The sequence below is a fragment of the Nocardia wallacei genome (assembly GCF_029868745.1).
In the GTDB taxonomy this organism is placed as follows: domain Bacteria; phylum Actinomycetota; class Actinomycetes; order Mycobacteriales; family Mycobacteriaceae; genus Nocardia; species Nocardia wallacei_B.
Map to the genome: position 1 here is coordinate 1 of NZ_JARWOP010000281.1, position 20,322 is coordinate 20,322.

General features: G+C 68.6%; 18 protein-coding genes and 1 pseudogene. 14 read left to right on the forward strand and 5 right to left on the reverse strand.

The annotated features are described in order from the left end of the window. The first annotated feature begins 588 nt into the window (after positions 1 to 588). From leuA to QH470_RS25175, 10 genes and pseudogenes are all read left to right on the forward strand, one after another. Positions 589 to 2,391, forward strand: coding sequence for a 2-isopropylmalate synthase (leuA, locus tag QH470_RS25130; protein ID WP_280274806.1), 1,803 nt, complete (start codon positions 589 to 591; stop codon positions 2,389 to 2,391). A 293-nt stretch (positions 2,392 to 2,684) separates the two neighbouring features. Next, entirely contained in the window at positions 2,685 to 5,003 is a 2,319-nt protein-coding gene (locus tag QH470_RS25135) for a nucleotide-binding protein (RefSeq protein WP_425302775.1), read from the forward strand. 355 nt (positions 5,004 to 5,358) lie between these two features. Then, positions 5,359 to 6,111 (forward strand): hypothetical protein, encoded by a 753-nt coding sequence (locus tag QH470_RS25140; RefSeq protein ID WP_280274807.1) that lies wholly within the window; start codon positions 5,359 to 5,361, stop codon positions 6,109 to 6,111. Positions 6,112 to 6,129: 18 nt separating this feature from the next. Further along, positions 6,130 to 6,274, forward strand: a pseudogene (locus tag QH470_RS25145) (EamA family transporter); the annotation flags it as partial. 251 nt (positions 6,275 to 6,525) lie between these two features. Further along, positions 6,526 to 8,235, forward strand: a complete 1,710-nt coding sequence (locus tag QH470_RS25150) for a hydroxysqualene dehydroxylase (RefSeq protein ID WP_280274808.1) — start codon at positions 6,526 to 6,528, stop codon at positions 8,233 to 8,235. A 50-nt stretch (positions 8,236 to 8,285) separates the two neighbouring features. Continuing rightward, a complete protein-coding gene (locus QH470_RS25155) occupies positions 8,286 to 8,915 on the forward strand; it encodes a pyridoxamine 5'-phosphate oxidase family protein (protein ID WP_280274809.1) in 630 nt (209 codons plus the stop codon). 54 nt (positions 8,916 to 8,969) lie between these two features. Further along, complete coding sequence (locus QH470_RS25160; protein WP_280274810.1) at positions 8,970 to 10,205, forward strand: Mur ligase family protein; 1,236 nt, start codon at positions 8,970 to 8,972, stop codon at positions 10,203 to 10,205. Next, on the forward strand, positions 10,202 to 10,912 hold the full coding sequence (locus tag QH470_RS25165; protein ID WP_280274811.1) for a type 1 glutamine amidotransferase: 711 nt from the start codon (positions 10,202 to 10,204) through the stop codon (positions 10,910 to 10,912). The genes QH470_RS25160 and QH470_RS25165 overlap by 4 nt, the downstream gene beginning before the upstream one ends. Positions 10,913 to 11,029: 117 nt before the next feature. Next, a complete protein-coding gene (locus tag QH470_RS25170) occupies positions 11,030 to 12,652 on the forward strand; it encodes a GMC oxidoreductase (protein WP_280274812.1) in 1,623 nt (540 codons plus the stop codon). A gap of 97 nt (positions 12,653 to 12,749) precedes the next feature. After that, positions 12,750 to 13,523, forward strand: a complete 774-nt coding sequence (locus QH470_RS25175) for an ion transporter (protein WP_280274813.1) — start codon at positions 12,750 to 12,752, stop codon at positions 13,521 to 13,523. Here the strand turns inward: QH470_RS25175 and QH470_RS25180 are convergent. The 3 genes from QH470_RS25180 to QH470_RS25190 form a co-directional block, all read right to left on the reverse strand. Next, positions 13,520 to 14,728 (reverse strand): low temperature requirement protein A, encoded by a 1,209-nt coding sequence (locus QH470_RS25180; RefSeq protein ID WP_280274814.1) that lies wholly within the window; start codon positions 14,726 to 14,728, stop codon positions 13,520 to 13,522. The genes QH470_RS25175 and QH470_RS25180 overlap by 4 nt on opposite strands. A 41-nt stretch (positions 14,729 to 14,769) precedes the next feature. After that, positions 14,770 to 15,225, reverse strand: coding sequence for an SRPBCC family protein (locus QH470_RS25185; protein ID WP_280274815.1), 456 nt, complete (start codon positions 15,223 to 15,225; stop codon positions 14,770 to 14,772). A gap of 193 nt (positions 15,226 to 15,418) precedes the next feature. Continuing rightward, a complete protein-coding gene (locus QH470_RS25190; RefSeq protein WP_280274816.1) occupies positions 15,419 to 15,991 on the reverse strand; it encodes a TetR/AcrR family transcriptional regulator in 573 nt (190 codons plus the stop codon). A 75-nt stretch (positions 15,992 to 16,066) separates the two neighbouring features. On the opposite strand from QH470_RS25190, the gene QH470_RS25195 reads away from it, so the two are divergent. Then, positions 16,067 to 16,642: a dihydrofolate reductase family protein gene (locus QH470_RS25195; RefSeq protein WP_280274817.1), complete on the forward strand. Its 576-nt coding sequence runs from the start codon at positions 16,067 to 16,069 to the stop codon at positions 16,640 to 16,642. A gap of 116 nt (positions 16,643 to 16,758) precedes the next feature. Here the strand turns inward: QH470_RS25195 and QH470_RS25200 are convergent, their stop codons facing one another. Both QH470_RS25200 and QH470_RS25205 read right to left on the reverse strand, forming a co-directional pair. Next, positions 16,759 to 17,178, reverse strand: coding sequence for a secondary thiamine-phosphate synthase enzyme YjbQ (locus QH470_RS25200; RefSeq protein WP_280274818.1), 420 nt, complete (start codon positions 17,176 to 17,178; stop codon positions 16,759 to 16,761). Between the two features lie 15 nt (positions 17,179 to 17,193). Then, positions 17,194 to 17,547 carry a MarR family winged helix-turn-helix transcriptional regulator gene (locus QH470_RS25205; RefSeq protein WP_280274819.1) on the reverse strand — a complete coding sequence of 118 codons (354 nt, stop codon included), beginning with the start codon at positions 17,545 to 17,547 and terminating at the stop codon, positions 17,194 to 17,196. On the opposite strand from QH470_RS25205, the gene QH470_RS25210 reads away from it, so the two are divergent. The 3 genes from QH470_RS25210 to QH470_RS25220 all read left to right on the forward strand — a co-directional run bounded on the left by QH470_RS25210 (position 17,531) and on the right by QH470_RS25220 (position 20,166). Beyond that, entirely contained in the window at positions 17,531 to 17,794 is a 264-nt protein-coding gene (locus tag QH470_RS25210; protein WP_280274820.1) for a nuclear transport factor 2 family protein, read from the forward strand. The genes QH470_RS25205 and QH470_RS25210 overlap by 17 nt on opposite strands. 67 nt (positions 17,795 to 17,861) lie before the next feature. Beyond that, positions 17,862 to 19,127: an aspartate kinase gene (locus tag QH470_RS25215; RefSeq protein ID WP_280274821.1), complete on the forward strand. Its 1,266-nt coding sequence runs from the start codon at positions 17,862 to 17,864 to the stop codon at positions 19,125 to 19,127. Positions 19,128 to 19,131: 4 nt separating this feature from the next. Then, complete coding sequence (locus QH470_RS25220; protein ID WP_280274822.1) at positions 19,132 to 20,166, forward strand: aspartate-semialdehyde dehydrogenase; 1,035 nt, start codon at positions 19,132 to 19,134, stop codon at positions 20,164 to 20,166. The last annotated feature ends 156 nt before the right edge of the window (positions 20,167 to 20,322 follow it).

Genomic DNA, 20,322 nt, shown 5'->3' on the forward strand with positions numbered 1-20,322 from the left:
GAACATCCGGAACAGCGGGCTGGCAACGAATGTCGTCACGATGGTCATGATGGCCAGAATGGTGAACAGGGTGGGGGTGTGGGGGGCGGGTGGGTGGGCCTTGGTGGCCGTCCGGGGCCCCCCCAAAAAACCGTTTACGCGCCGAAAACCTACGGGGTTGGACGTTACTGGGGGAGTTTTTGCGGTTCGGGGATGGGTGGGCGATCGAGTCTCTGTTTCGGTGGGTGTGTGGGTGTAGCGGCTCGGCTGGCGACGAGGGCGGGTGTGGTGGTTTGGCCGGCGACAGGGGTGGGTGTGGTGGTTTGGTCGGCGACAGGGGTGGGTGGGTGTGGTGGGTTGGTCGGTGACGGGGTGGGTGTGGTGGTTCGGGAGGGATGGGTGTGGGTGTGGGTGTGCTGGCTCGTGGGTTTGCGGGGTGTGCTTTCGGCGCAGATCGGGGGGCTGTAAACTCGCGGGCATCATGCAGCGGGCACTCCTTCTCGGCCGCCGCGACGGGGTCTGACACGGACCGGCTCCCGTCGCGGGGTTCAGCTGTGCCGGTCGACCCAAGCTATTGGGACATACCAAACCCACACCACGGAGAATCGCATGTCACCCGCTGACGCCTTCGTATCCGGATCGCGCACCATCACCGCGCCGTCCAAGGCCGCGCCGGCCGACCAGCCCGCGTGGAACACACAGAAGAATTCCTCGATGCCGACCTTTCGGTACCGGCCGTTCGCCGAGGAGGTCGAACCCGTCACGCTGCCGGATCGCACCTGGCCGGACCGGGTGATCGAGCGCGCGCCGGCCTGGTGCGCGGTGGATCTGCGCGACGGCAATCAGGCGCTGATCGACCCGATGAGCCCGGCTCGCAAGCGCCGCATGTTCGACCTGCTGGTGCGGATGGGCTACAAGGAGATCGAGGTCGGCTTCCCTTCGGCCAGCCAGACCGACTTCGACTTCGTGCGCGAGATCATCGAGGACGGCGCGGTGCCGGACGACGTCACCATTCAGGTGCTGACGCAGTGCCGTCCGGAACTGATCGAGCGCACGTTCCTGGCGTGTCAGGGCGCGCCGAACGTGATCGTCCACTTCTACAACTCGACCTCGATCCTGCAGCGGCGGGTCGTCTTCCGGGCCGATCGCGACGCGGTGAAGAAGATCGCCACCGACGCCGCGACGCTGTGCCTGGAGATCGAGCAGCGCTACCCCGACACGAACTGGCGCTACGAGTACAGCCCGGAGTCCTACACCGGCACCGAGCTGGAGTACGCCCGCGAGGTGTGTGACGCGGTGTCGGCGATCATCGCACCGTCCCCCGACCGGCCGATGATCATCAACCTGCCCGCGACGGTCGAGATGGCGACTCCGAACGTCTACGCCGACTCGATCGAGTGGATGAGCCGCAATCTGGCCCGTCGCGAGTCGATCGTGCTGTCGCTGCACCCGCACAACGACCGCGGCACCGCCGTGGCCGCCGCCGAGCTGGGCTATATGGCCGGCGCGGACCGCATCGAGGGCTGCCTGTTCGGCAACGGCGAGCGCACCGGCAACGTCTGCCTGGTCACGCTGGGAATGAATCTGTTCTCGCGCGGCGTGGACCCGCAGATCGACTTCTCCGACATCGACGAGATCCGCCGCACCGTCGAATACTGCAACCAGCTGCCCGTGCACGAGCGGCACCCCTACGGCGGCGATCTGGTCTACACCGCCTTCTCCGGCAGTCACCAGGACGCCATCAACAAGGGCCTGGACGCGATGAAGGTGCAAGCGGACGCGGATGGCCGCGATGTCGAGGACCTCACCTGGGAGGTCCCGTATCTGCCCATCGACCCCAAGGACGTGGGCCGCACCTACGAGGCCGTGATCCGGGTCAATTCGCAGTCCGGCAAGGGCGGCGTCGCCTACATCATGAAGACCGACCACGGCCTGGCCCTGCCGCGCCGGTTGCAGATCGAGTTCTCGCAGGCGATCCAGAGGATCACCGACGGCGAGGGCGGTGAGGTCTCGCCGAAGGCGATGTGGGATGTCTTCGCCGAGGAGTACCTGAACCCGATCCTGCCACTGGAACGCATGCGGCAGAAGGTGTCCGCCGCGGAGACCGACGGCGGCACCGACCACATCGATGCGGTGGTCAAGGTGGAGGGCGCCGAGCAGGAGATCTCCGGCGAGGGCAACGGCCCGCTCGCGGCGTTCGTCGACGCGCTGGCGACCATCGGCTACGACGTGCGCGTGCTGGACTACTCCGAGCACGCCATGTCCGCCGGTGACGACGCGCAGGCCGCCGCCTACGTGGAATGTGCCGTCGGAGACCAGGTGTCGTGGGGCGTGGGCATCGCGACGTCCATCACGACCGCCTCGCTGCGCGCGGTCGTCTCCGCCGTCAACCGGGCGCACCGCGGCCGCTGAGCCGTTCCGCACCGTCCCGCGCGCGTCGGGGCGGTGCGGTTCGCCGGCCGTCGTGAGCCGGTCGGTTCCGACTTGCCGGACCGCCCAAGGCGTTTCACAACCGAATAGGACAGCGGCGCCGAATCACCTGCTCGCGCCCCCGAATCCGAGAAGTTTTCCACATGTGGATAACTTACCGCTGCCGGGAGTACGGGCAGGTCCGCGACGGCGCGGGCATACGACCAGCGTGCTAGCTTGGGAGTGCATTCAGCGCCGAGCTCTCTGCTCGTAAAACCCGAGCAGATGGGGGAAACGTGACACCTAACGACAACTCGACCTCACCGCCCTGGTTGCAGAACCCCGGGGTGGACGTAGCCGCCGAGAAGGACGATCCGAACTCGAACCCGGCGCACGACGAACAGGCGGACGACGACGCCGCCACGGCATCGGACGAAGCCGACGCGCCGGCCCCCGATACCGAGTCCGCCGAATCCGAACCCGAATCCGCTGACGAACCCGAACAGGCCGCGGGCATCTTCCCGCCGGTGCCCGATTCGATCGAGCAGACCACGTTCCAGCCGCAGTTCGGTCAGGAACAGTTCGGGCCGTTCTCGCCGCCGCCCGGTGGGCCGCAGGGGTCGTTCGCGCCGGGCCAGTACCCGCCCAACCAGGGCTTCCCGCCGGGTGGTTTTCCGCCGCCCGAGCACGGCGGCCCGTTCGCCGCTCCCGGTGAGCAGGGCCAGTTTCCGCCTCCCGGGGATCAGGGTTACTTCCCGCCCCCGGGCGAGCAGGGGCAGTTCGCGCCGCCCGGTGGTGGTCCGAATGAACAGGGCTACTTCCCACCGCCCAATGATCAGGGCTATTTTCCGCCGCCTGGTGGCCCGAACGAGCACGGCTACTTTGCGCCGCCGAATGAGCAGGGCAACTTTCCGCCGCCCGGTGGTCCGGGTGAACAGGGTCATTTCCCACCGCCCGGTGAGCAGGGGCATTTCCCGCCCTCCGGCAACCAGGGTCATTTTCTGCCGTCCGGTGAGCAGGGTTACTTCCCTCCCCCCGGCGAGCAGGGCCAGTTCGCGCCGCCCGGTGAGCCGGGGCAGTTCGGTCCGTCCGGCGGCTCGGGGGATCGTGGTTACTTGCCGCCGTCCGGCGGGCCGGGGGAGTCGGGCCAATTCCCGCCGCCCACAGGGCAATACCCGGCACCGACCGACGCGACGGAGAAGTACTCGGCCGCGCCCGGCGACCCGAACTCGTTCGCGCAGTCGTCCTACGGCGAGGTGCGCCAGGAGACCGCCTACGGCGAGGTACGGCAGGAGATCGGCCCGGACGGCATGGTCCGCCGAGTCTTCGACGAGGAGAAGTCGGCGCCGTCCGCTCCGGAACAGCCGGGCGGGGCGGGCGAGCAGTTCAGCTGGGCCCCACCGCCGTTGCCGCCGCAGCCCGCGACCCCGCCGCAGCCGTACCAGCCGCAGCCCAGTCGGGACAACTGGCAGGGCGGTCCGCCGCCACAGTCTCAGCCGCCCACGGGTTTTCACCAGCCGCCGCAGTTGCCGGGCCCGCCCGGTCATTCGATGAACGAGCTGAACCTGCTCAAGCGCGCTCGTCGCTCGCCGCGCAGCGGCTGGCGCAAGGCCGTGCACAAGGTCACCGGCGGCACCGTCAACCCGGGCGAGTCACCGGCCGATGTGGTCCAGCGCGAGCTGGTCGAGCGGGTGAACCAGCCCGTGCGCGGCGACTACCGGATCGCCATCCTGTCGTTGAAGGGCGGCGTCGGAAAGACCACGACCACAGTCGGTCTGGGTTCGACGTTCGCCTCCTCGCGCGGTGACCGCGTGATCGCCATCGACGCCAACCCCGACCTGGGCACGCTCGCGCACCGGGTGCCGCGGCAGACCCGCTCCACGGTGCGAAACCTGCTGGAGGACCAGCACATCAGCCGTTACTCGGACGTGCGGGCGCATACCTCGCAAGCGCCGAGCCGGTTGGAAGTGCTTGCCAGCGAACAGGATCCGGCCGTCTCGGAGGCGTTCAGCGAGGCCGACTACCGGCGCGCGATCAATATCCTGCAGCAGTTCTACAACATCATCCTGACCGACTGCGGCACCGGCCTGATGCACTCGGCCATGAAGGGCGTGCTCGATCTCGCCAGCTCCCTGATCCTGGTGACCTCCCCGGCGATCGACGGCGCCCGCAGCGCCTCGGCCACGCTGGACTGGCTGGAGCACCACGGCTACGGCAAGCTGGTGGAGCGAACCGTGGTGGTGGTCAACGCTTCTCGCCGCGGCGCCTCCACGGTCGACCTGGACCAGCTGCGCAAGCTGTTCCTCGACCGCACCCGCGCGGTGCAGGTGGTCCCCTTCGACGACCACCTGGCCGAGGGCGCGGAAATCGATCTGGAACTGGTCGGCAAGCCCACCCGCACGGCCCTGCTGGAGCTGGCCGCCATGGTCGCCGACGACTTCGGCTACCACGTCCCGCAACCCCCCTTCCCCGGCCCGAACACCCAGTACTCCGGCCCTCAGGGCCAGTACCCGCCCGCGCAGCAGGGCGGATACACCCAGGCGCAGTACCCCGGCTCGCAGAACCCTTATCCCGGCCAGGACCCCTACCCGAGTTTCGACCGATACCAGGGCTGAAGGCACTACCTGCCAACGATTCCCGAAGCGGCCTCCGGATGATCCGGGGGCCGCTTCGCCGTCTCTGACCCTCCCGCCACCAGATTGGCGCTCGCCTCTCGGGATTCTTTCCGGTTGGTACAGAGCACGTCAGGCAATGAGAAAACCCCGGAGCACACGGCTCCGGGGCGTTCCCATGTAATGTGCGGCAGCTCTTGTCTCCCGCATTCCTTACTAACCATACACGCTGCTGTGTGGAGAAGGTGCGTCTGTAGCTCTGCATCTGGAAATCTACAAACCGCTGGTAGAGGCGCTGCGACCGTCTACTGGACAACTGAATTTGGTAGTCCATAGTGCGGTCCCTTAGAAAGGGCGAATGCCTGCACGCACGGTGCACCAGGAGGTCTCCCGCTGCCTCAGCGGTCCGCGCCTGGCACCCTACCTATCCGAGGCTTGCGGTGACGCTGAGCTTGCCTTGGCGCTCTATCACTGGAACTTGCAGCTCAACGCCGCGTTTCAGGAAGTCCTAGGCATCGTCGAGGTGGTCGTGCGGAACGCGGTCGACGCGGAACTTCGGACATGGAATCCCACCCGTGGCGTCGATCACGCGACAGGCCGGCCATACCCCGCCGAGTGGACCGAACTGCCCGCTTCCCCAATCGCCGGTGTGGCTGCCCAGGCCGTGAAGCAGGCCCGCGTTCACGCCACCAACGCTCGTGCGGCTCGCGACCCCAGTCATGCCCGCCGCAACGCTGCGGTCTGCCACGACGACATGCTGGCGCAGCTCTCTTTTGGACTGTGGCGCAAGCTTCTTCCGGCTGCGGCCCCATCGAAGACCGGTCTGCAAGTTCTATGGAACAACGCGCTGCACCGAGCGTTTCCGTATGCTCGGCCGATCCGGTCGAGGAGCGGGGTTATCTCAGCGGATATCGTTGTTCACGACCGACTGGATCGGCTGGTCAGCCTGCGGAACCGTGTGGCACACATGGAACCGCTGCTTGGGGTTCAGGTGCCGGCGCGCCACCGAGATGCCATGCGCCTGCTCGGTTCCATCTCACCTCAGATGCGAGACTGGTGCGCGAGCTTGAGCCGCGTTGCGGAAGTCAACAAGGCCCGCCCACAACTGTGAACACCGCGTGTTATCGCGCAGTTCGCGTTTCTTTTCACCGCCATGCGCGCCGGGATGCCCACGGGTCTGGCTTCGTTGGTGTTGCAGTCCTCGGCGCCGTTCACCGTGCTGCTGGGGGGCGCTGTTCCTGGGCGAGCGGCCGTCGGCGCTGTCCCTGGCCGGTGCGGTGGCGCGGGGGCGTTCGCCGCGACGTCCGCACGCCGGCGGCCCGCACAGCGCACCGAGCCCGTCGTCCCCGCGGCGCCGGACCCGGCGATCGCCCTCAGTAAGTAACCGGCGAAGTGCGCGTATTCGCGGGGGTTTCGTGTCCGTCGGCGCTGAGCGCTTAGAGTTGGCCGCGGCGTGGAGGTCCGGAAGATGGCAGAACGGCTGGGGGCCGCGTCGCGGAGAACGATGCTTCGCGGGGCGGCGGGGATGGTTACGGCGGGAATGACGGCCGGTGCGGCGGTATGGCGACCGCCGCGCGCGGCGGCGGAGGCGGGTCGTCGGGTCGCGGTGTTCGGCGGTGGCGTGGCCGGGCTCACCGCGGCGCACGAACTGGCCGAGCGCGGCTTCGAGGTCACCGTCTACGAGCGGCGGGCGCTGGGCGGCAAGGCGCGCAGCATTCCGGTCGCGGGCAGCGGGCGCGGCGGTCGGCCCGATCTGCCCGGCGAGCACGGCTTCCGCTTCTTCCCCGGCTTCTATCGCCACATACCGGACACGATGCGCCGAATCCCCTTCCCGGGCAACGAGAACGGGGTGTGGGACAACCTGGTGCCCGCAGCCGAGGCGCGATTCGCCCGGCAGGGCGCCGACGACACCATCGTCCCCATGCGCAGCGGCGGCGCCCGCGGCTGGGCGACCCCCGACGACTTCCGCCAGACCGTCGGCTCGGTCATCGCCACCTCGGCGAAGATGCCCACGGCCGACGCGCTCTACTTCGCCAACCGCCTGCTGGTCTTCGACACCAGTTGCGATGCGCGCCGCTTCGGGCAGTGGGAGCACGTGCCGTGGCGCGACTTCGTCGGCGCGGCCGGGCGGTCCCGGGAGTTCCGGGCGCTGCTGTCGCGCACCCTCACCACGCTGCTGGTCGCGGCCAAGGACGAGCAGGCGAGCACCCGCACCATCGGCACCATGGGCGAGCAGTTCCTCGGCAACCCGCGCGAGGTCGGCAACGACGGCCCGCTGGACCGCGTGCTCGACGGCCCGACCAACGAGGCCTGGATCGATCCGTGGGTGCGGCTGCTGGGTGAGTTGGGCGTGCGGTTCGAGACGGCGGAAGTGCGCGGCCTGGACGTCCGGGACGGCCGGATCGTGGGCGCTCGCACCGTGGACGGCTCCGGGATCGGAAACACTGTGGCCGCAGACTATTTCGTGCTCGCCGTGCCCGTCGAGGTGGCGCGCGCGTTGTGCACGCCCGAAATCCTCGCCGTGCGACCGGAATTGGCCGAGCTGGACCGGCTGGTCGTGGACTGGATGGCCGGGATCCAGCTGTATCTGCGGCGGCCGGCGCAGATCGCGCGCGGGCACGTCGCCTACGTCGATTCACCGTGGTCGCTCACCTCGATCGCGCAGGGCCAATTCTGGTCGCGCACAAGGCTTCCCGACCGTGGCGACGGCACGGTGCAGGACTGCCTGTCGGTCGACATCTCCGACTGGAATACGCCCGGTCCGCTGTTCGGCAAGCCCGCCAAGGAATGCACGCACGACGAGATCGCCCGCGAGGTCTGGGCGCAGCTGCGAGCCCATCTGGCGGGCGCCGCGCTGCGCGACGACGACCTGCACTCCTGGTTCCTCGACCCCGGCATCACCTGGGACGCCGAACGCCGCCGCAACAGCAACGCCGACCCGCTGCTGATCAACACCGCGGGGTCCTGGGCGGCCCGGCCACAGCCGCACGGCGCGCTGGAAAACCTGTTCCTCGCCGGCGATTACGTGCGCACCAATGTGGACCTGGCCACCATGGAGGGCGCGAGCGAGGCGGCCCGCACGGCGGTGAACGCGCTGCTGGACGTGGCGGGCTCGAACGCCGCACGCTGCCGCGTCTTCACCCTGTACCGCGCCGCCGAACTGGAACCGCTGCGGCGACAGGACGCCGATCGCTACGCCGCGGGGCAACCCAACCTGTTCGACGTCGCGATCTGATTGCTCACAAACCCCTTGGCGCGGGCTGTGATCGGCAGTTCAATCGGAGCATGAGCGAGATCACGACCGCCACCGAGCTGCGTGAGCTGCTCGGCGAGCCGCATCCCCGCGCCGCCACCAAGGACCGCGCCACACTGCATCCGCGCGACCGCCAATGGATCGCCACGTCCCCGTTCGTGGTCCTGGCGACCAGTGACGCCGACGGCCACTGCGACGCCTCCCCGAAGGGCGACCCGGCCGGTTTCGTGCAGGTCCTCGACGATCGGACCATCGCCATCCCCGAGCGCCCCGGCAACCGGCGCGCCGACGGCTACCTCAACGTCCTGTCCAACCCGCACGTGGGCGTGATCTTCCTCATCCCGGGCCGCAACGAGACGCTGCGCGTCAACGGCCGCGCCCGGCTGGTCCGCGACGCCCCCTACTTCGACGACATGATCGTCAAGGGCCACCGCCCGGTGCTGGCCGTCGAGGTGGCGATCGAGCAGATCTTCTTCCACTGCGCCAAGGCGTTCATGCGCAGCAGCCTGTGGAAACCGGACGGGTGGCCGCAGGACGACCTGCCGAACGCGGCCCGCCTGGCCAAGGAGGTTCAAACGAACCTCACCGAAACCGTCGAGCAACTCGAGCAGCGCTACTCCCCGGAGAACTACGAGAAGTTGCTCTACAGCACCGGCGGCTAGCTCCCCGGCAGCACCGCCCGCGCACATCCCGCCGACCACCAATAAACTCGCGGCGTGGCAGACATCTCGGTGCGTGGACGGCTCGCGTTGCGCGCGGCGGCGACGGCGTCCTGGGCCTCGCAGAAGGCCGGTCGCGGTAAGGGTTCGATGATCGGTGGCCTGATCGCGCTGCTGCTCGACCCGAAGCTGATGACCCAGCTCGGTCGCGGCCGTCGCACGGTGCTGGTGACCGGAACCAACGGCAAATCGACCACCACCCGGATGACCGCGGCCGCGCTCGGCGCGCTCGGGCGCGTGGTGACCCAGGCGGACGGCGCCAACATGGACGCCGGCATCGTCTCGGCCCTGAGCACCGACCGCACCGCGCCGCTGGCCGCGATCGAGGTCGACGAATTGCATCTGCCGCACGTCAGCGACGCGCTGAACCCGGCCGCGGTGGTGCTGCTGAACCTGTCCCGCGACCAGCTGGACCGGGTGGGTGAGATCAACATGATCGAGCGTAAGCTGCGCGCCGGCCTGGCCCGGCACCCGGACACCGTGCTGATCGCCAACTGTGACGACGTGCTGATCACCTCGATCGCCTACGACCATCCGAACGTGGTGTGGGTGGCCGCGGGCAGCGGCTGGTCGGTGGACGCCACCAGCTGTCCGCGCAGCGGCGAGCCGATCGTGTGGGAGGGCACGCACTGGCGCAGCACCGGCGCCGACTTCCATCGCCCGGAGCCGGACTGGTGGGTGGACGAGGAGCACCTCTACGGCCCCGACGGCGTGAAACTGCCGCTGCACCTTGCCCTTCCGGGCCGGGCCAATCGCGGTAACGCCGCCCAGGCGGTGGCGGCGTCGGTCGCGCTGGGCGTGCGCCCGGAGGCGGCGGCCCAGGCGGCGGGCACCGTGCGCGAGATCGCCGGGCGCTACCGCAGCGTGCAGGTGGGCGAGCACAGCGCGCGGTTGCTGCTGGCGAAGAATCCGGCGGGCTGGCAGGAGGCGCTGTCGATGATCGACCCGGCGGCGACGGGCCTGGTCATCGCGGTCAACGGCCAGGTTCCCGACGGTGAGGACCTGTCCTGGCTGTGGGATGTGCGGTTCGAGCATTTCGAGGGCACCCAGGTGGTCGCCGCCGGGGAGCGCGCCACCGACCTCGCGGTGCGCCTGACCTACGCCGGTGTCGAGCACACCACGGTCTCGAATCCGTTGCGCGCCATCGCCTCCTGCCCGCCCGGCCGGGTCGAGGTGCTGGCCAACTACACCGCGTTCCGGGATCTGAACCGGGAGTTGGAGGGCACAGCATGAGGGAATCGACCGTCCGCATCGGGCTGGTGCTGCCCGACGTGATGGGCACCTACGGCGACGGCGGCAATGCCGTGGTGCTGCGGCAGCGGCTGCGGATGCGCGGGCACGACGCCGAGATCGTCGAGGTCACGCTGAACGACCCGGTTCCGGAGTCGCTGGACGTCTACCTGCTCGGCGGCGCCGAGGATTCGGCGCAGCGCCTGGCGACGCGCCATTTGCAGCGCTACCCCGGCCTGCAGCAGGCCGCCGCGAAAGGCGTTCCGGTACTGGCGATCTGCGCCGCGATCCAGGTGCTCGGCCACTGGTACGAGACCTCGCGCGGCGAGCGGGTCGACGGTGTGGGACTGTTCGACGTCACCACCGCGCCGCAGGCCGTGCGCGCCATCGGCGAGGTGGCCACCACGCCGTTGCTCCCCGGCCTGTCCCAGCCCCTGACCGGCTTCGAAAACCACCGGGGCGGAACGAAACTCGGCAGCGACGCGCAGGGTCTGGCCCGCGTCACCCGCGGTGTGGGCAACGGCGTCGGCGACGGCCTGGAAGGCGTGGTGCAGGGCTCGGTCATGGGCACCTACATGCACGGCCCCGCGCTGGCCCGCAATCCGGAACTGGCCGACTACTTGCTCATGCGCGCCCTCGGCGTGGACGAACTGACCCCCTTGGATCTGCCGGAGGTCGACCAGCTCCGCCGCGAGCGCCTGCGCGCCTGATTACCTTCGATAGTTCCAAGCTATAGGAGCGTTGTTATGAGGACTCCCGATTGTGTTGAGGCGATTGTCGTCCGCCGGGTACGCTCGCGCGCGATCGAACGTGATTAAGGAGTCCGGGTGCACAGACGTGCCTTTCTGAAGGCTGCCGGGACGGCGGCGTTGCTGGGTGCGGTGGGGGCTGTGCACGGGACCGGTCCGGCCGCCGCCGACCCGGTCTGGAGCGAGCTGTTCCGGAGCTGGGTGCCGGAGATCTTCGCGCCCCTCGCCGATCCGCCCGAGCATTCGCCGGCCATCGTCGTCGGCTCCGGGTTCGGCGCCGCGGTCGCCGCGCGGCGGCTGGCCGAGGCGGGCGTGGCGAATACCGTGCTGGAGCGGGGATCTCGCTGGCCCAACGATCCCTGGCGGGAGATCTTCACCGGCGACGACCTGCCCGACGGGCGCGGCTTCTGGCATCGCAGCAGTTTCACCGGCGTCACCAAGGTACCCATGCAGTGCGCCCCGTTCGGCGGCGTTCTCGACGTCACCGAATTCTCCGGTATCGACGTGTGGCGCGCGGCGGCGGTGGGCGGCGGATCCGTGGTGTTCACCGGCGCGATGGTCGCCCCCGAGCAGCGCTGGTTCGACGAGATCTTCGGCGGCACAGTCGCATTCGGCGAGATGGATCGGGTGTACTACCCGCGGGTGCGGCAGCAGCTGCGGCTGGGCCCGCTCCCGCCGGACCTGTACGCCGCGTCGCCGTTCAGTCATTCCCGGCGCTGGGACGAGCAGGCCCGCGCGGCCGGCTACCAGCCGCAGGGCAACGACTCGATCTTCAACTGGGACATCCTGCGCGGCGAATTGGCCGGCGCCACCCGGCCCTCGGCCACCGCGGCGCGCAGCAACCTGGGCAACTCCAACGGCGCGAAGTTCGATCTGAACCAGAACTACCTGAAATACGCCCAGGAGTCCGGCAAGTCGGCGGTCTACCCCGGCCATCGCGTCGACGCCATCGCCCAGGACCCGGGCGGCCGGTACGTCGTGACCGTGACCAAGCTGGATCCCACCGGCGCGGTACTGGCCACCCGCACCCTCACCTGCGACCGGCTCTTTCTCGGCGCCGGCTCGATCGGCACCACCGAGCTGCTGGTGCGCGCCCAGGCCACCGGCGCGCTGCCGCACCTGAACGAGCACATCGGCGACGGCTGGGGCACCAACGGCGACGTGGTGCTCGCCCGCGTCGACAACTCGCTGTCGGGCACCGGCCAGGGCGTGCCGAGCGCCAGTCGCATCTTCGACGCCTCCGGAATGCCGCTGACGCTGGAGAATTGGTTCATCCCCGGTGTCCCGGTGGAGACCGGCGCATTGGCCTCGCTGGGCATGGTCTTCGATCCGACCCGCGCCCGCATCGGCTTCGACGCCGGGCGCAATGCCGCCGCCCTGGCCTGGCCGCGGCAGGCGCAGGAGCAGGTGGTGGAGGCGTGCCGGCTGGTCGACCGCCGCATCGCCGAACGGTCCGGCGCCGTCTTCGACTACGTCACCCCGCTCGGCTACGACGCCAACGCCGTCTTCACCGCGCATCCCCTCGGCGGCGCGGTGCTCGGCCGCGCCACCGACAACTACGGCCGGGTGCACGGTCATCCGGGCCTGTACGTGGTGGACGGCGCCGCGATTCCGGGCAGCACCGGCACGGTGAACCCGTCGCTGACCATCACCGCGCTCGCCGAACGCAATCTGGAGGCGATCGTCCGCGCCGGTCAGTGAGTGCGGCACGGCGCGATTGTGACATCCGGCGCAGCGGAGACATCGGTGCCGACACCCATTACTCTCGGCGGGACCGTTCGATGTGGAAGGGATCGCTGTGTCGCCCGAGGAGTACCCGCGCAAACCGCCGGCGCTGTGGACCGACTTCCTGATGCTGGCGCTCGCCGTGGTCTCGGTGGTGCTGGTCGGCTGGGTTACCTTCTTCCCGATCTCGCCGGGCGCCTACCACGTGTTCGTGATCGTCGACTACACGATCTGCGCGATCTTCGCCGTCGAGTTCGGGTGGCGCTGGCGCCGGGCGGACTGGTCCTGGACGTTCCCGTTCGTGTACTGGTACGAGGTGCTGGGCATGATCCCGGTGACCAGCCCGTTCTTCCGCGGTTTCCGATTGCTGCGGGTCGTGGTGATCCTGGTCCGGCTGGCCCGAGTCGCCGACCGCGTCTTCGGTGACCGGGTGACCGCGGCGGTGGTGAACCGTTTCGTCGGCACCATCGTCGAGACGATCAAGCGCCCGGTGACCATGGCCGTGCTGGAGGAGGTGGCGACGGTGCTGCGCGCGGGCCGCTACACCCGCAATATCGCCACCGCGCTGGAGGAGAACCGCGGCGAACTCGACGCCATGATCGTCGAGTTGATCCGCAAGGACCCGCAGATCGGCCGGGTGCGCTATCTCCCGTTCCACGAGGACATCATCCGGACCATCGCCGATATCAGTTTCCGCATCGTGTTCCAGGCGCTGGCCGATCCGCGCACCGACGAGCTGATCGGAGATGTGTTGCGGGAGAACGTGAATCAGATGCGCGAGGCGGTCCGCGACGGCGTGGAAGTGCCGGAGACGGTGGACCACAAGTCCCCGGTCCACTATCGCTAGCCCGTGGCGCCGTGCCGGATCTCCTCGCGCGGCTCCGCGAAACGCACCAGTTCCCACCCGGTCAGCGCGGCCAGCACCGCGCACAGCAGCGCCAGCGCGGCCATCGCCGGTACCTGTGTCGCCACCGGGAGCAGCGCGGCCAGCAGCACCGCGGTCGCCACTCGCGCCCAGGAGACCTGCCCGGTGGCGTACTGCTTGAAACCGACGAGCGCGAGCAGGTACAGCATCACCCCGCCGTAGAGCGCGAACATCGGAATCCCGTGCAGCGCATCGTGCAACGTATGCCCCTGGGCGCCGCCGAGGTAGTTGAGCACCTTCTTCAGGCCCAGCGACAGCGCGATGACGCCCGCGATCATCGGAAAATGCCAGAAGGTGTAGCAGTTTCGCGCGATCTGGATGCGCCGCTCGCCGCGGGCGTGGGTCATCGCATGCTCCACCGCGGTGGCCGCCACGTCGAAGTACGCCCACCACAACAGCCCCGAAACCGTCAGTGCCAGTAGCGATCCCACGGCGATGGGCCACGAAATGGGCAGCCCCGCCATGCCGACGCCGATGGAGACGATCGACTCGCCGAGCGCCACGATGATGATCAGCCCGTGCCGTTCGGCGAAGTGGCTCGCCGAGTTCAGCCGCCACTGGTTGCCGGCGAAGAAGGTCCACAGCATGTCGCCGGCGATGGCCGCGATCCACAGCCAGATCTGGACGGTGCCGTGCTCGAGCGCCGCCACGATCAGCAGCGTGGTGCCGATCGTGATGGACCCCGCGGCCCAGCGCGTCACCTGCCCGCGCAATTGCTGGTCCTCGTTGCTGGCCAGCCAGAACATCAGCAGGTGCACCAGCCGGATGACCAGGTAGGCGATCGCGAAAACCAGTGGCCCGTACCAGCCGCCGGGCATGTCGTGGAACGCCTCGGGGATCACCTCCGCCACGATCAGCGCCGCGCCCATCGCGGCGAACATCGCGACCCGCGCGATCCCCTCGTCGGCCTTCACCACGTTGCCCAGCCAGGCGTAGGCGATCCACACCCACCACATGACCGCGAGCACCAGCACGGCCCGCAGCATGTTCAACGCCGTCGTCTCGTGCGCGGCCAGATCGGTCACCTGGGTGAACGCGAACACCAACACGAGGTCGAAGAACAGCTCCAGCTGGGTCACCGAGGCATCCTCGGAGACTGCCTGGATCCGCCGTTTCACACCGGTCATGCCGATATCGTGCCAGTCGGTCGGTGTTCTCGGGGTGACGCTCAGCCCACGTCGTAGTTCTCGAACCGGAACTTCTCGATGAATTCGATCAGGTTCTGCACCGCTTCCTCGTTCACGCGGGCGATGCTGCGTTTCATCAGGATTCCCGGCACGGGGATCGGCAGTTGCAGTTCGGAGTGGTACCAGACCTCGGTGCCCTCCCCGGTCACCTCGAGCTCGAACCAGCCGCGGCCGCCGCCGCCGCCGCCGCTCTCCACGACTTCCCACGCAACCCGGTCGTCGGTGCAGTCGTATTCGAGAACCTGCCGATCGGAATTGCCGAGCGGGGTGACCGTGGCGTATACCTTCTTGGGACGTCCGTAGTCGTCGTAAGTCGCCACGCGCACATCCTTGTGCGACGGTGACCATTCCGGGATCCGATCGATCGCGAGCAAGGCTTCCATGACTTGGTCGGGATCGAGGTCGATGACAAATCGGTGGTCGGTCTTCGTGCGCATGCTGTGCCCTCCACCCCCCGTAATGCTTCGAGCCCGATTGTCGCCGGGGCCACAGCGCACGTCAACCGGCTCTCCGGCGCGGCAGTCCGTCCGGGGCACGGTGTTTCGAGACGCGCGGTCGTGCGGGCTGCGGCCGCCGCGCCTGGTCGGCGCACTAGTGACAGTGGCGGAATCCGGCCACCAGTGATGAGCATCACAGGGGAATCGCGCGGTCGACGGCGGCCCGCACCAACTCGCGCCGCTGCTGCTCATCGAAAATCTCGGGCAGCGTGAGGCTTTCGAGGATCAGCCAGTTCAGGCTCAGATACAGCAGCACCACCGTGGTCGCGTCGCCCGGCATCCCGGCGTCGAGGTGATTGCGCACGTTGAGATCGAGGTCGGCGCGCACCCGCTCGGTGAGCATCGCCTGCAGTTCGGGCCGCCGGGTCGCCTCCAGCCGTAGTTCCAGCTGGGCCAGGTAGCCGGTGCGGAATCCGGCCACGCGCCCGACCACCTCGGTCATGAGTTCGGCGATGGTCTCCCGGCTCTTGGGCGCGTCGGTCAGCATCGCCATGGTCTCCGCGCTGGGTTGCAGACGCTCGTAGTACCGCCCGCAGACCTGGGTGAGCAGGTCGTCGCGATTGGCGAAGTAGTTCGAGGCCGTCCCGGCCGGTACCCCCGCGTCCTTGTCGACGGCACGGAAGGTGAGCCCGCGCGCGCCGTCGCGCGCCAGCACCTCGATCGCCGCGTCCAGCAGGGTCTGCCGGCGTTCGGGATTGGTCCGCATCTTGACACCACTCCATCCGTAGTACTACATTCGAAATCACTACAGACAGAGTACAACAGGCAAGGCGGTATTGAGATGCGAAAGCTCGTCTACTACGTCGGGGTGTCCCTGGACGGTTACATCGCCGGGCCTGCCGGGGAGATCGACTTCTATCCGGTCGCCGACGACATGTCGGCCTGGTTCAACGAGCGGTATCCGGAGGTGGTGCCGACGCACATCCGCCCGCATGTGGGGTTGGCCGTGGATGCGCCGAACCGGGAGTGGGACACGCTGATCATGGGCCGCGGCACCTACGAACCCGCGCTGTCGATCGGGGTGGCCAGCCCATACGCGCACATGAAGCAGTACGTCGTGTCCGGCACGCTGGCGCCGGTGGACGATCCGAACGTCGAGGTCGTCGACGGCGATCCCGTCGAGTTGGTGCGCCGGCTCAAGGCCGAAGAGGGCCGCGATATCTGGCTGTGCGGCGGCGGCAAGCTCGCCGGTGCGCTCGTCGACGAGATCGACGAGTTGATCATCAAGAGCTACCCGGTGATCGCAGGCGCGGGCGTGCCGGTGTTCGGCGGGAACTTCCGCCCGACCCAGTTCCGCCCGGTCCGGCGGCAGGAATTCAGCAACTGTGCACAGGTCACCTGGTTCACCCGGGCCTGAACGCACCACCTGGCGTCATTTTCTCCAGAAAGGCAGTATCCCCATGCGAAAGCCGGTCCGAAACCGCGCCGTGCAGCAGCGCTTCACCGCACGCCCCGTGCGCCCGATGCCTCAGGTCAACTGGGGTCGGCAAGGAAGGAGAGGCGCACCCGGCGGTTCGGGTTGTCGACGTTGAGGTCGACGAAGGCCACCGACTGCCAGGTGCCCAGCGCGAGTTCACCGCGCAGCACGGGGATGGTGGCGTAGGGCGCGATCAGCGCGGGCATGACGTGCGAACGGCCGTGCCCGCGCGAGCCGTGCGCGTGCCGCCAGCGGTCGTCGGCCGGGAGCAGGTCGCGCAGCGTGGCCAGCAGGTCGTCGTCGCTGCCCGCGCCGAGTTCGATCAGCGCGATGCCCGCCGTGGCGTGCGGGACGAAGACGTGCAGCAGACCGTCGCCGCCCGCGGCGGCCTCGCGCAGAAAGGCCGTGCACTGCGGCGTGAGGTCGTGGACCACTTCGGAGCGGCCCGTGGTCACGTCGATCTCGGTGCTTTTCATGAATTCCTCTCCGGCTCAGTCGGTTTCGTTGTTGCGCAGCATCGTGGTCACCCGCAGCGATGTCTCGTGCAGGCGATCGAACAGCTCGAGCAGCAGCTCCAGTTGCGCGGTCGAGTACTCGCCCATGATCTTTCCGAATTCCCGCGCCAGCAGCTCGTAATGCGGGGCGATCTCGGCGATCCGGTCCTCGTCGGCGGTGACGATCACCCGGCGCCGGTCCTGCGCGTCGTGCTCGCGGGCGACGTAGCCGCCGCGCAGCAGCCGGTCGATCATCCGGGTCACGGCGCCGGTGGTCAGTCCGGTGCGGGCGGCCAGCTCGCCGGGCGTGGCGGGGCCGCGCAGGGGTTCCCGGATGGAGTGCGAGATCACCCAGCTGCGTTTCCCCGTGCCGGACGTGGCGCTGGTGCACAGCAAGGGCGCGTTGCTGAAGGGCGGACAGCGCCGCACGCTCCGCAAGACGAAGGTGCAGACCTGGGTGCTCGTCCGCCGCGCCGAAGGATGGGAAATTTCAGCTTTTCACAACACTAGATATCACTGGGTCCTGGCACCGTTGACCACCAAGTTCGACGCTCGGATGGGTTCCTCGCACCTGCCCCCGACCGAGGTGCATCGATAATCGTTGGATCCGGATCGGTACTCTGGGTTCCTGTAATTGCAGCTAGTCGATCTTGGAGGACCCCGTCGTGGCTCTCGTCGTTCAGAAGTACGGAGGATCCTCGCTCGAATCAGCCGAGCGTATCCGGCGCGTCGCTGAGCGGATCGTGGAGACGAAGAAGCAGGGCCACGACGTGGTGGTGGTCTGCTCCGCGATGGGTGACACCACCGACGAATTGCTGGACCTGGCCCAGCAGGTGTCCCCCGCGCCGCCGGCTCGTGAGCTGGACATGCTGCTGACCTCGGGCGAGCGGATCTCGAACGCCCTGGTGGCGATGGCCATTCACTCGCTGGGCGCGGAGGCGCGCTCGTTCACCGGGTCGCAGGCCGGCGTCATCACCACCGGTGCGCACGGCAACGCCCGCATCATCGACGTCACCCCGTCCCGGGTGCGCGACGCGCTCGACGAGGGCGTGATCGTGCTGGTCGCCGGGTTCCAGGGCGTCTCGCAGGACAGCAAGAACATCACCACGCTCGGCCGCGGTGGTTCCGACACCACCGCCGTGGCGCTCGCGGCCGCCCTGGAGGCGGATGTCTGCGAGATCTACACCGATGTGGACGGCATCTTCACCGCCGACCCGCGGATCGTGCCGGATGCGCAGAAGCTGGACCAGATCTCCTTCGAGGAGATGCTGGAGATGGCGGCCTGCGGCTCCAAGGTGCTCATGCTGCGTTGCGTGGAGTACGCGCGAAGCTTCAACGTGCCCGTCCATGTGCGTTCGTCGTACACCGACAAGCAGGGCACCTACGTTTACGGATGGATGGAGGACATCCCCTTGGAGAAAGCAATTCTCACCGGCGTCGCTCACGATCGCAGTGAGGCGAAGGTGACCGTGGTCGGCCTCCCCGACGAGCCGGGATACGCCGCCAAGGTGTTCCGCGCCATCGCCGACGCGGACGTCAACATCGACATGGTGTTGCAGAACGTCTCCAAGGTGGAGACCGGCAAGACCGACATCACCTTCACCCTGCCGAAGACCGACGGCCCGAAGGCCGTGGAGTTCCTGACCAAGCGGCAGAGCGAGATCGGCTTCTCCCAGGTGCTGTTCGACGACCACATCGGCAAGGTGTCGCTGGTCGGCGCGGGCATGAAGAGTCACCCGGGCGTCACCGCCACCTTCTGTGAGGCGCTGGCGCAGAACGGGGTCAACATCGACCTCATCTCCACCTCGGAGATCCGGATCTCGGTGCTGGTCAAGGACACCGAGCTGGACAAGGCCGTGCAGGTGCTGCACAAGGCCTTCGATCTGGGCGGCGACGAGGTCGCGGTCGTGCACGCCGGATCGGGGCGGTGATCGCATGGGTGTACGCGTAGGAGTCGTCGGCGCGACCGGCCAGGTCGGCGCCGTCATGCGGAAACTGCTGGCGGAGCGCGACTTTCCCGCCGACGAGGTGCGGTTCTTCGCCTCGTCGCGGTCGGCGGGCAAGACGCTGCCGTGGCGCGGCGGGGAGATCGTGGTCGAGGACACCGAGACCGCCGACCCGAGCGGCCTGGACATCGCGCTGTTCTCGGCCGGGGCCACCATGTCGCGGGTGCAGGCGCCGCGGTTCGCCGCCGCGGGTGTCACCGTGATCGACAACTCGTCGGCCTGGCGCAAGGATCCCGAGGTCCCGCTGGTCGTCAGCGAGGTGAATCCGGAGCAGACCCGCAACCTGATCAAGGGCATCATCGCCAACCCGAACTGCACCACCATGGCCGCGATGCCGGTGCTCAAGCCGCTGCACGACGCGGCCGGTCTGCGGCGGCTGATCGTCTCCAGCTACCAGGCGGTGTCCGGCAGCGGACTGGCCGGGGTGGAGGAGCTGGCCGGTCAGGTGCGCGCGGTCGCCCCCGAGATGGAGAAGCTGACCCACGACGGTTCGGCCGTGCGATTCCCGGCGCCGAACAAGTACGTCGCTCCCATCGCGTTCGACGTCCTGCCGCTGGCCGGTTCGCTGGTCGACGACGGCTCCGGCGAGACCGACGAGGATCAGAAGCTGCGCAACGAGAGCCGCAAGATCCTCGGCCTCCCGGACCTCGCGGTGAGCGGCACCTGCGTGCGCGTGCCGGTCTTCACCGGCCACTCGCTGTCGGTGAACGCCGAATTCGCGCAACCACTTTCGGTGGAGGAGGCACAGCGCATCCTCGCCGGCGCCCCGGGCGTCAAGCTGGTCGACGTGCCCACCCCGCTCCAGGCGGCCGGCATCGACGAATCCCTGGTCGGCCGCATCCGCCGGGACGAGGGCGTCCCCGACGGCCGCGGCCTGGCCCTGTTCATCTCGGGCGACAACCTCCGAAAAGGCGCCGCCCTCAACACCATCCAAATCGCCGAGGTGCTGTTGAGCCAGCGCTGAGCGAACGCTGTTGCGGCCGAGGCCGTTCGGATCCCCGTGATCCGGGCGGCCTTCGGTCGTTTCCGGCATGTTCAATGTTGGTGAAAGATAGGTAACTTCGGTGCCGACCTGGCGTTATCCTGTTCCGTCGGACTCGAACGGCGTTGGCGCGCAGGG

Bases quoted from the DNA above. Each gene is read 5' to 3' on its own strand.
- QH470_RS25180 (WP_280274814.1), bottom strand. From the start codon at position 14,728: ATGACCGGTGTGAAACGGCGGATCCAGGCAGTCTCCGAGGATGCCTCG.
- QH470_RS25210 (WP_280274820.1), top strand. From the start codon at position 17,531: ATGGAGTGCGAGATCACCCAGCTGCGTTTCCCCGTGCCGGACGTGGCG.
- QH470_RS25200 (WP_280274818.1), bottom strand. From the start codon at position 17,178: ATGAAAAGCACCGAGATCGACGTGACCACGGGCCGCTCCGAAGTGGTC.
- QH470_RS25220 (WP_280274822.1), top strand. From the start codon at position 19,132: ATGGGTGTACGCGTAGGAGTCGTCGGCGCGACCGGCCAGGTCGGCGCC.
- QH470_RS25140 (WP_280274807.1), top strand. From the start codon at position 5,359: ATGCCTGCACGCACGGTGCACCAGGAGGTCTCCCGCTGCCTCAGCGGT.
- QH470_RS25165 (WP_280274811.1), top strand. From the start codon at position 10,202: ATGAGGGAATCGACCGTCCGCATCGGGCTGGTGCTGCCCGACGTGATG.
- QH470_RS25195 (WP_280274817.1), top strand. From the start codon at position 16,067: ATGCGAAAGCTCGTCTACTACGTCGGGGTGTCCCTGGACGGTTACATC.
- leuA (WP_280274806.1), top strand. From the start codon at position 589: ATGTCACCCGCTGACGCCTTCGTATCCGGATCGCGCACCATCACCGCG.
- QH470_RS25190 (WP_280274816.1), bottom strand. From the start codon at position 15,991: ATGCGGACCAATCCCGAACGCCGGCAGACCCTGCTGGACGCGGCGATC.
- QH470_RS25185 (WP_280274815.1), bottom strand. From the start codon at position 15,225: ATGCGCACGAAGACCGACCACCGATTTGTCATCGACCTCGATCCCGAC.
- QH470_RS25155 (WP_280274809.1), top strand. From the start codon at position 8,286: ATGAGCGAGATCACGACCGCCACCGAGCTGCGTGAGCTGCTCGGCGAG.
- QH470_RS25150 (WP_280274808.1), top strand. From the start codon at position 6,526: ATGGTTACGGCGGGAATGACGGCCGGTGCGGCGGTATGGCGACCGCCG.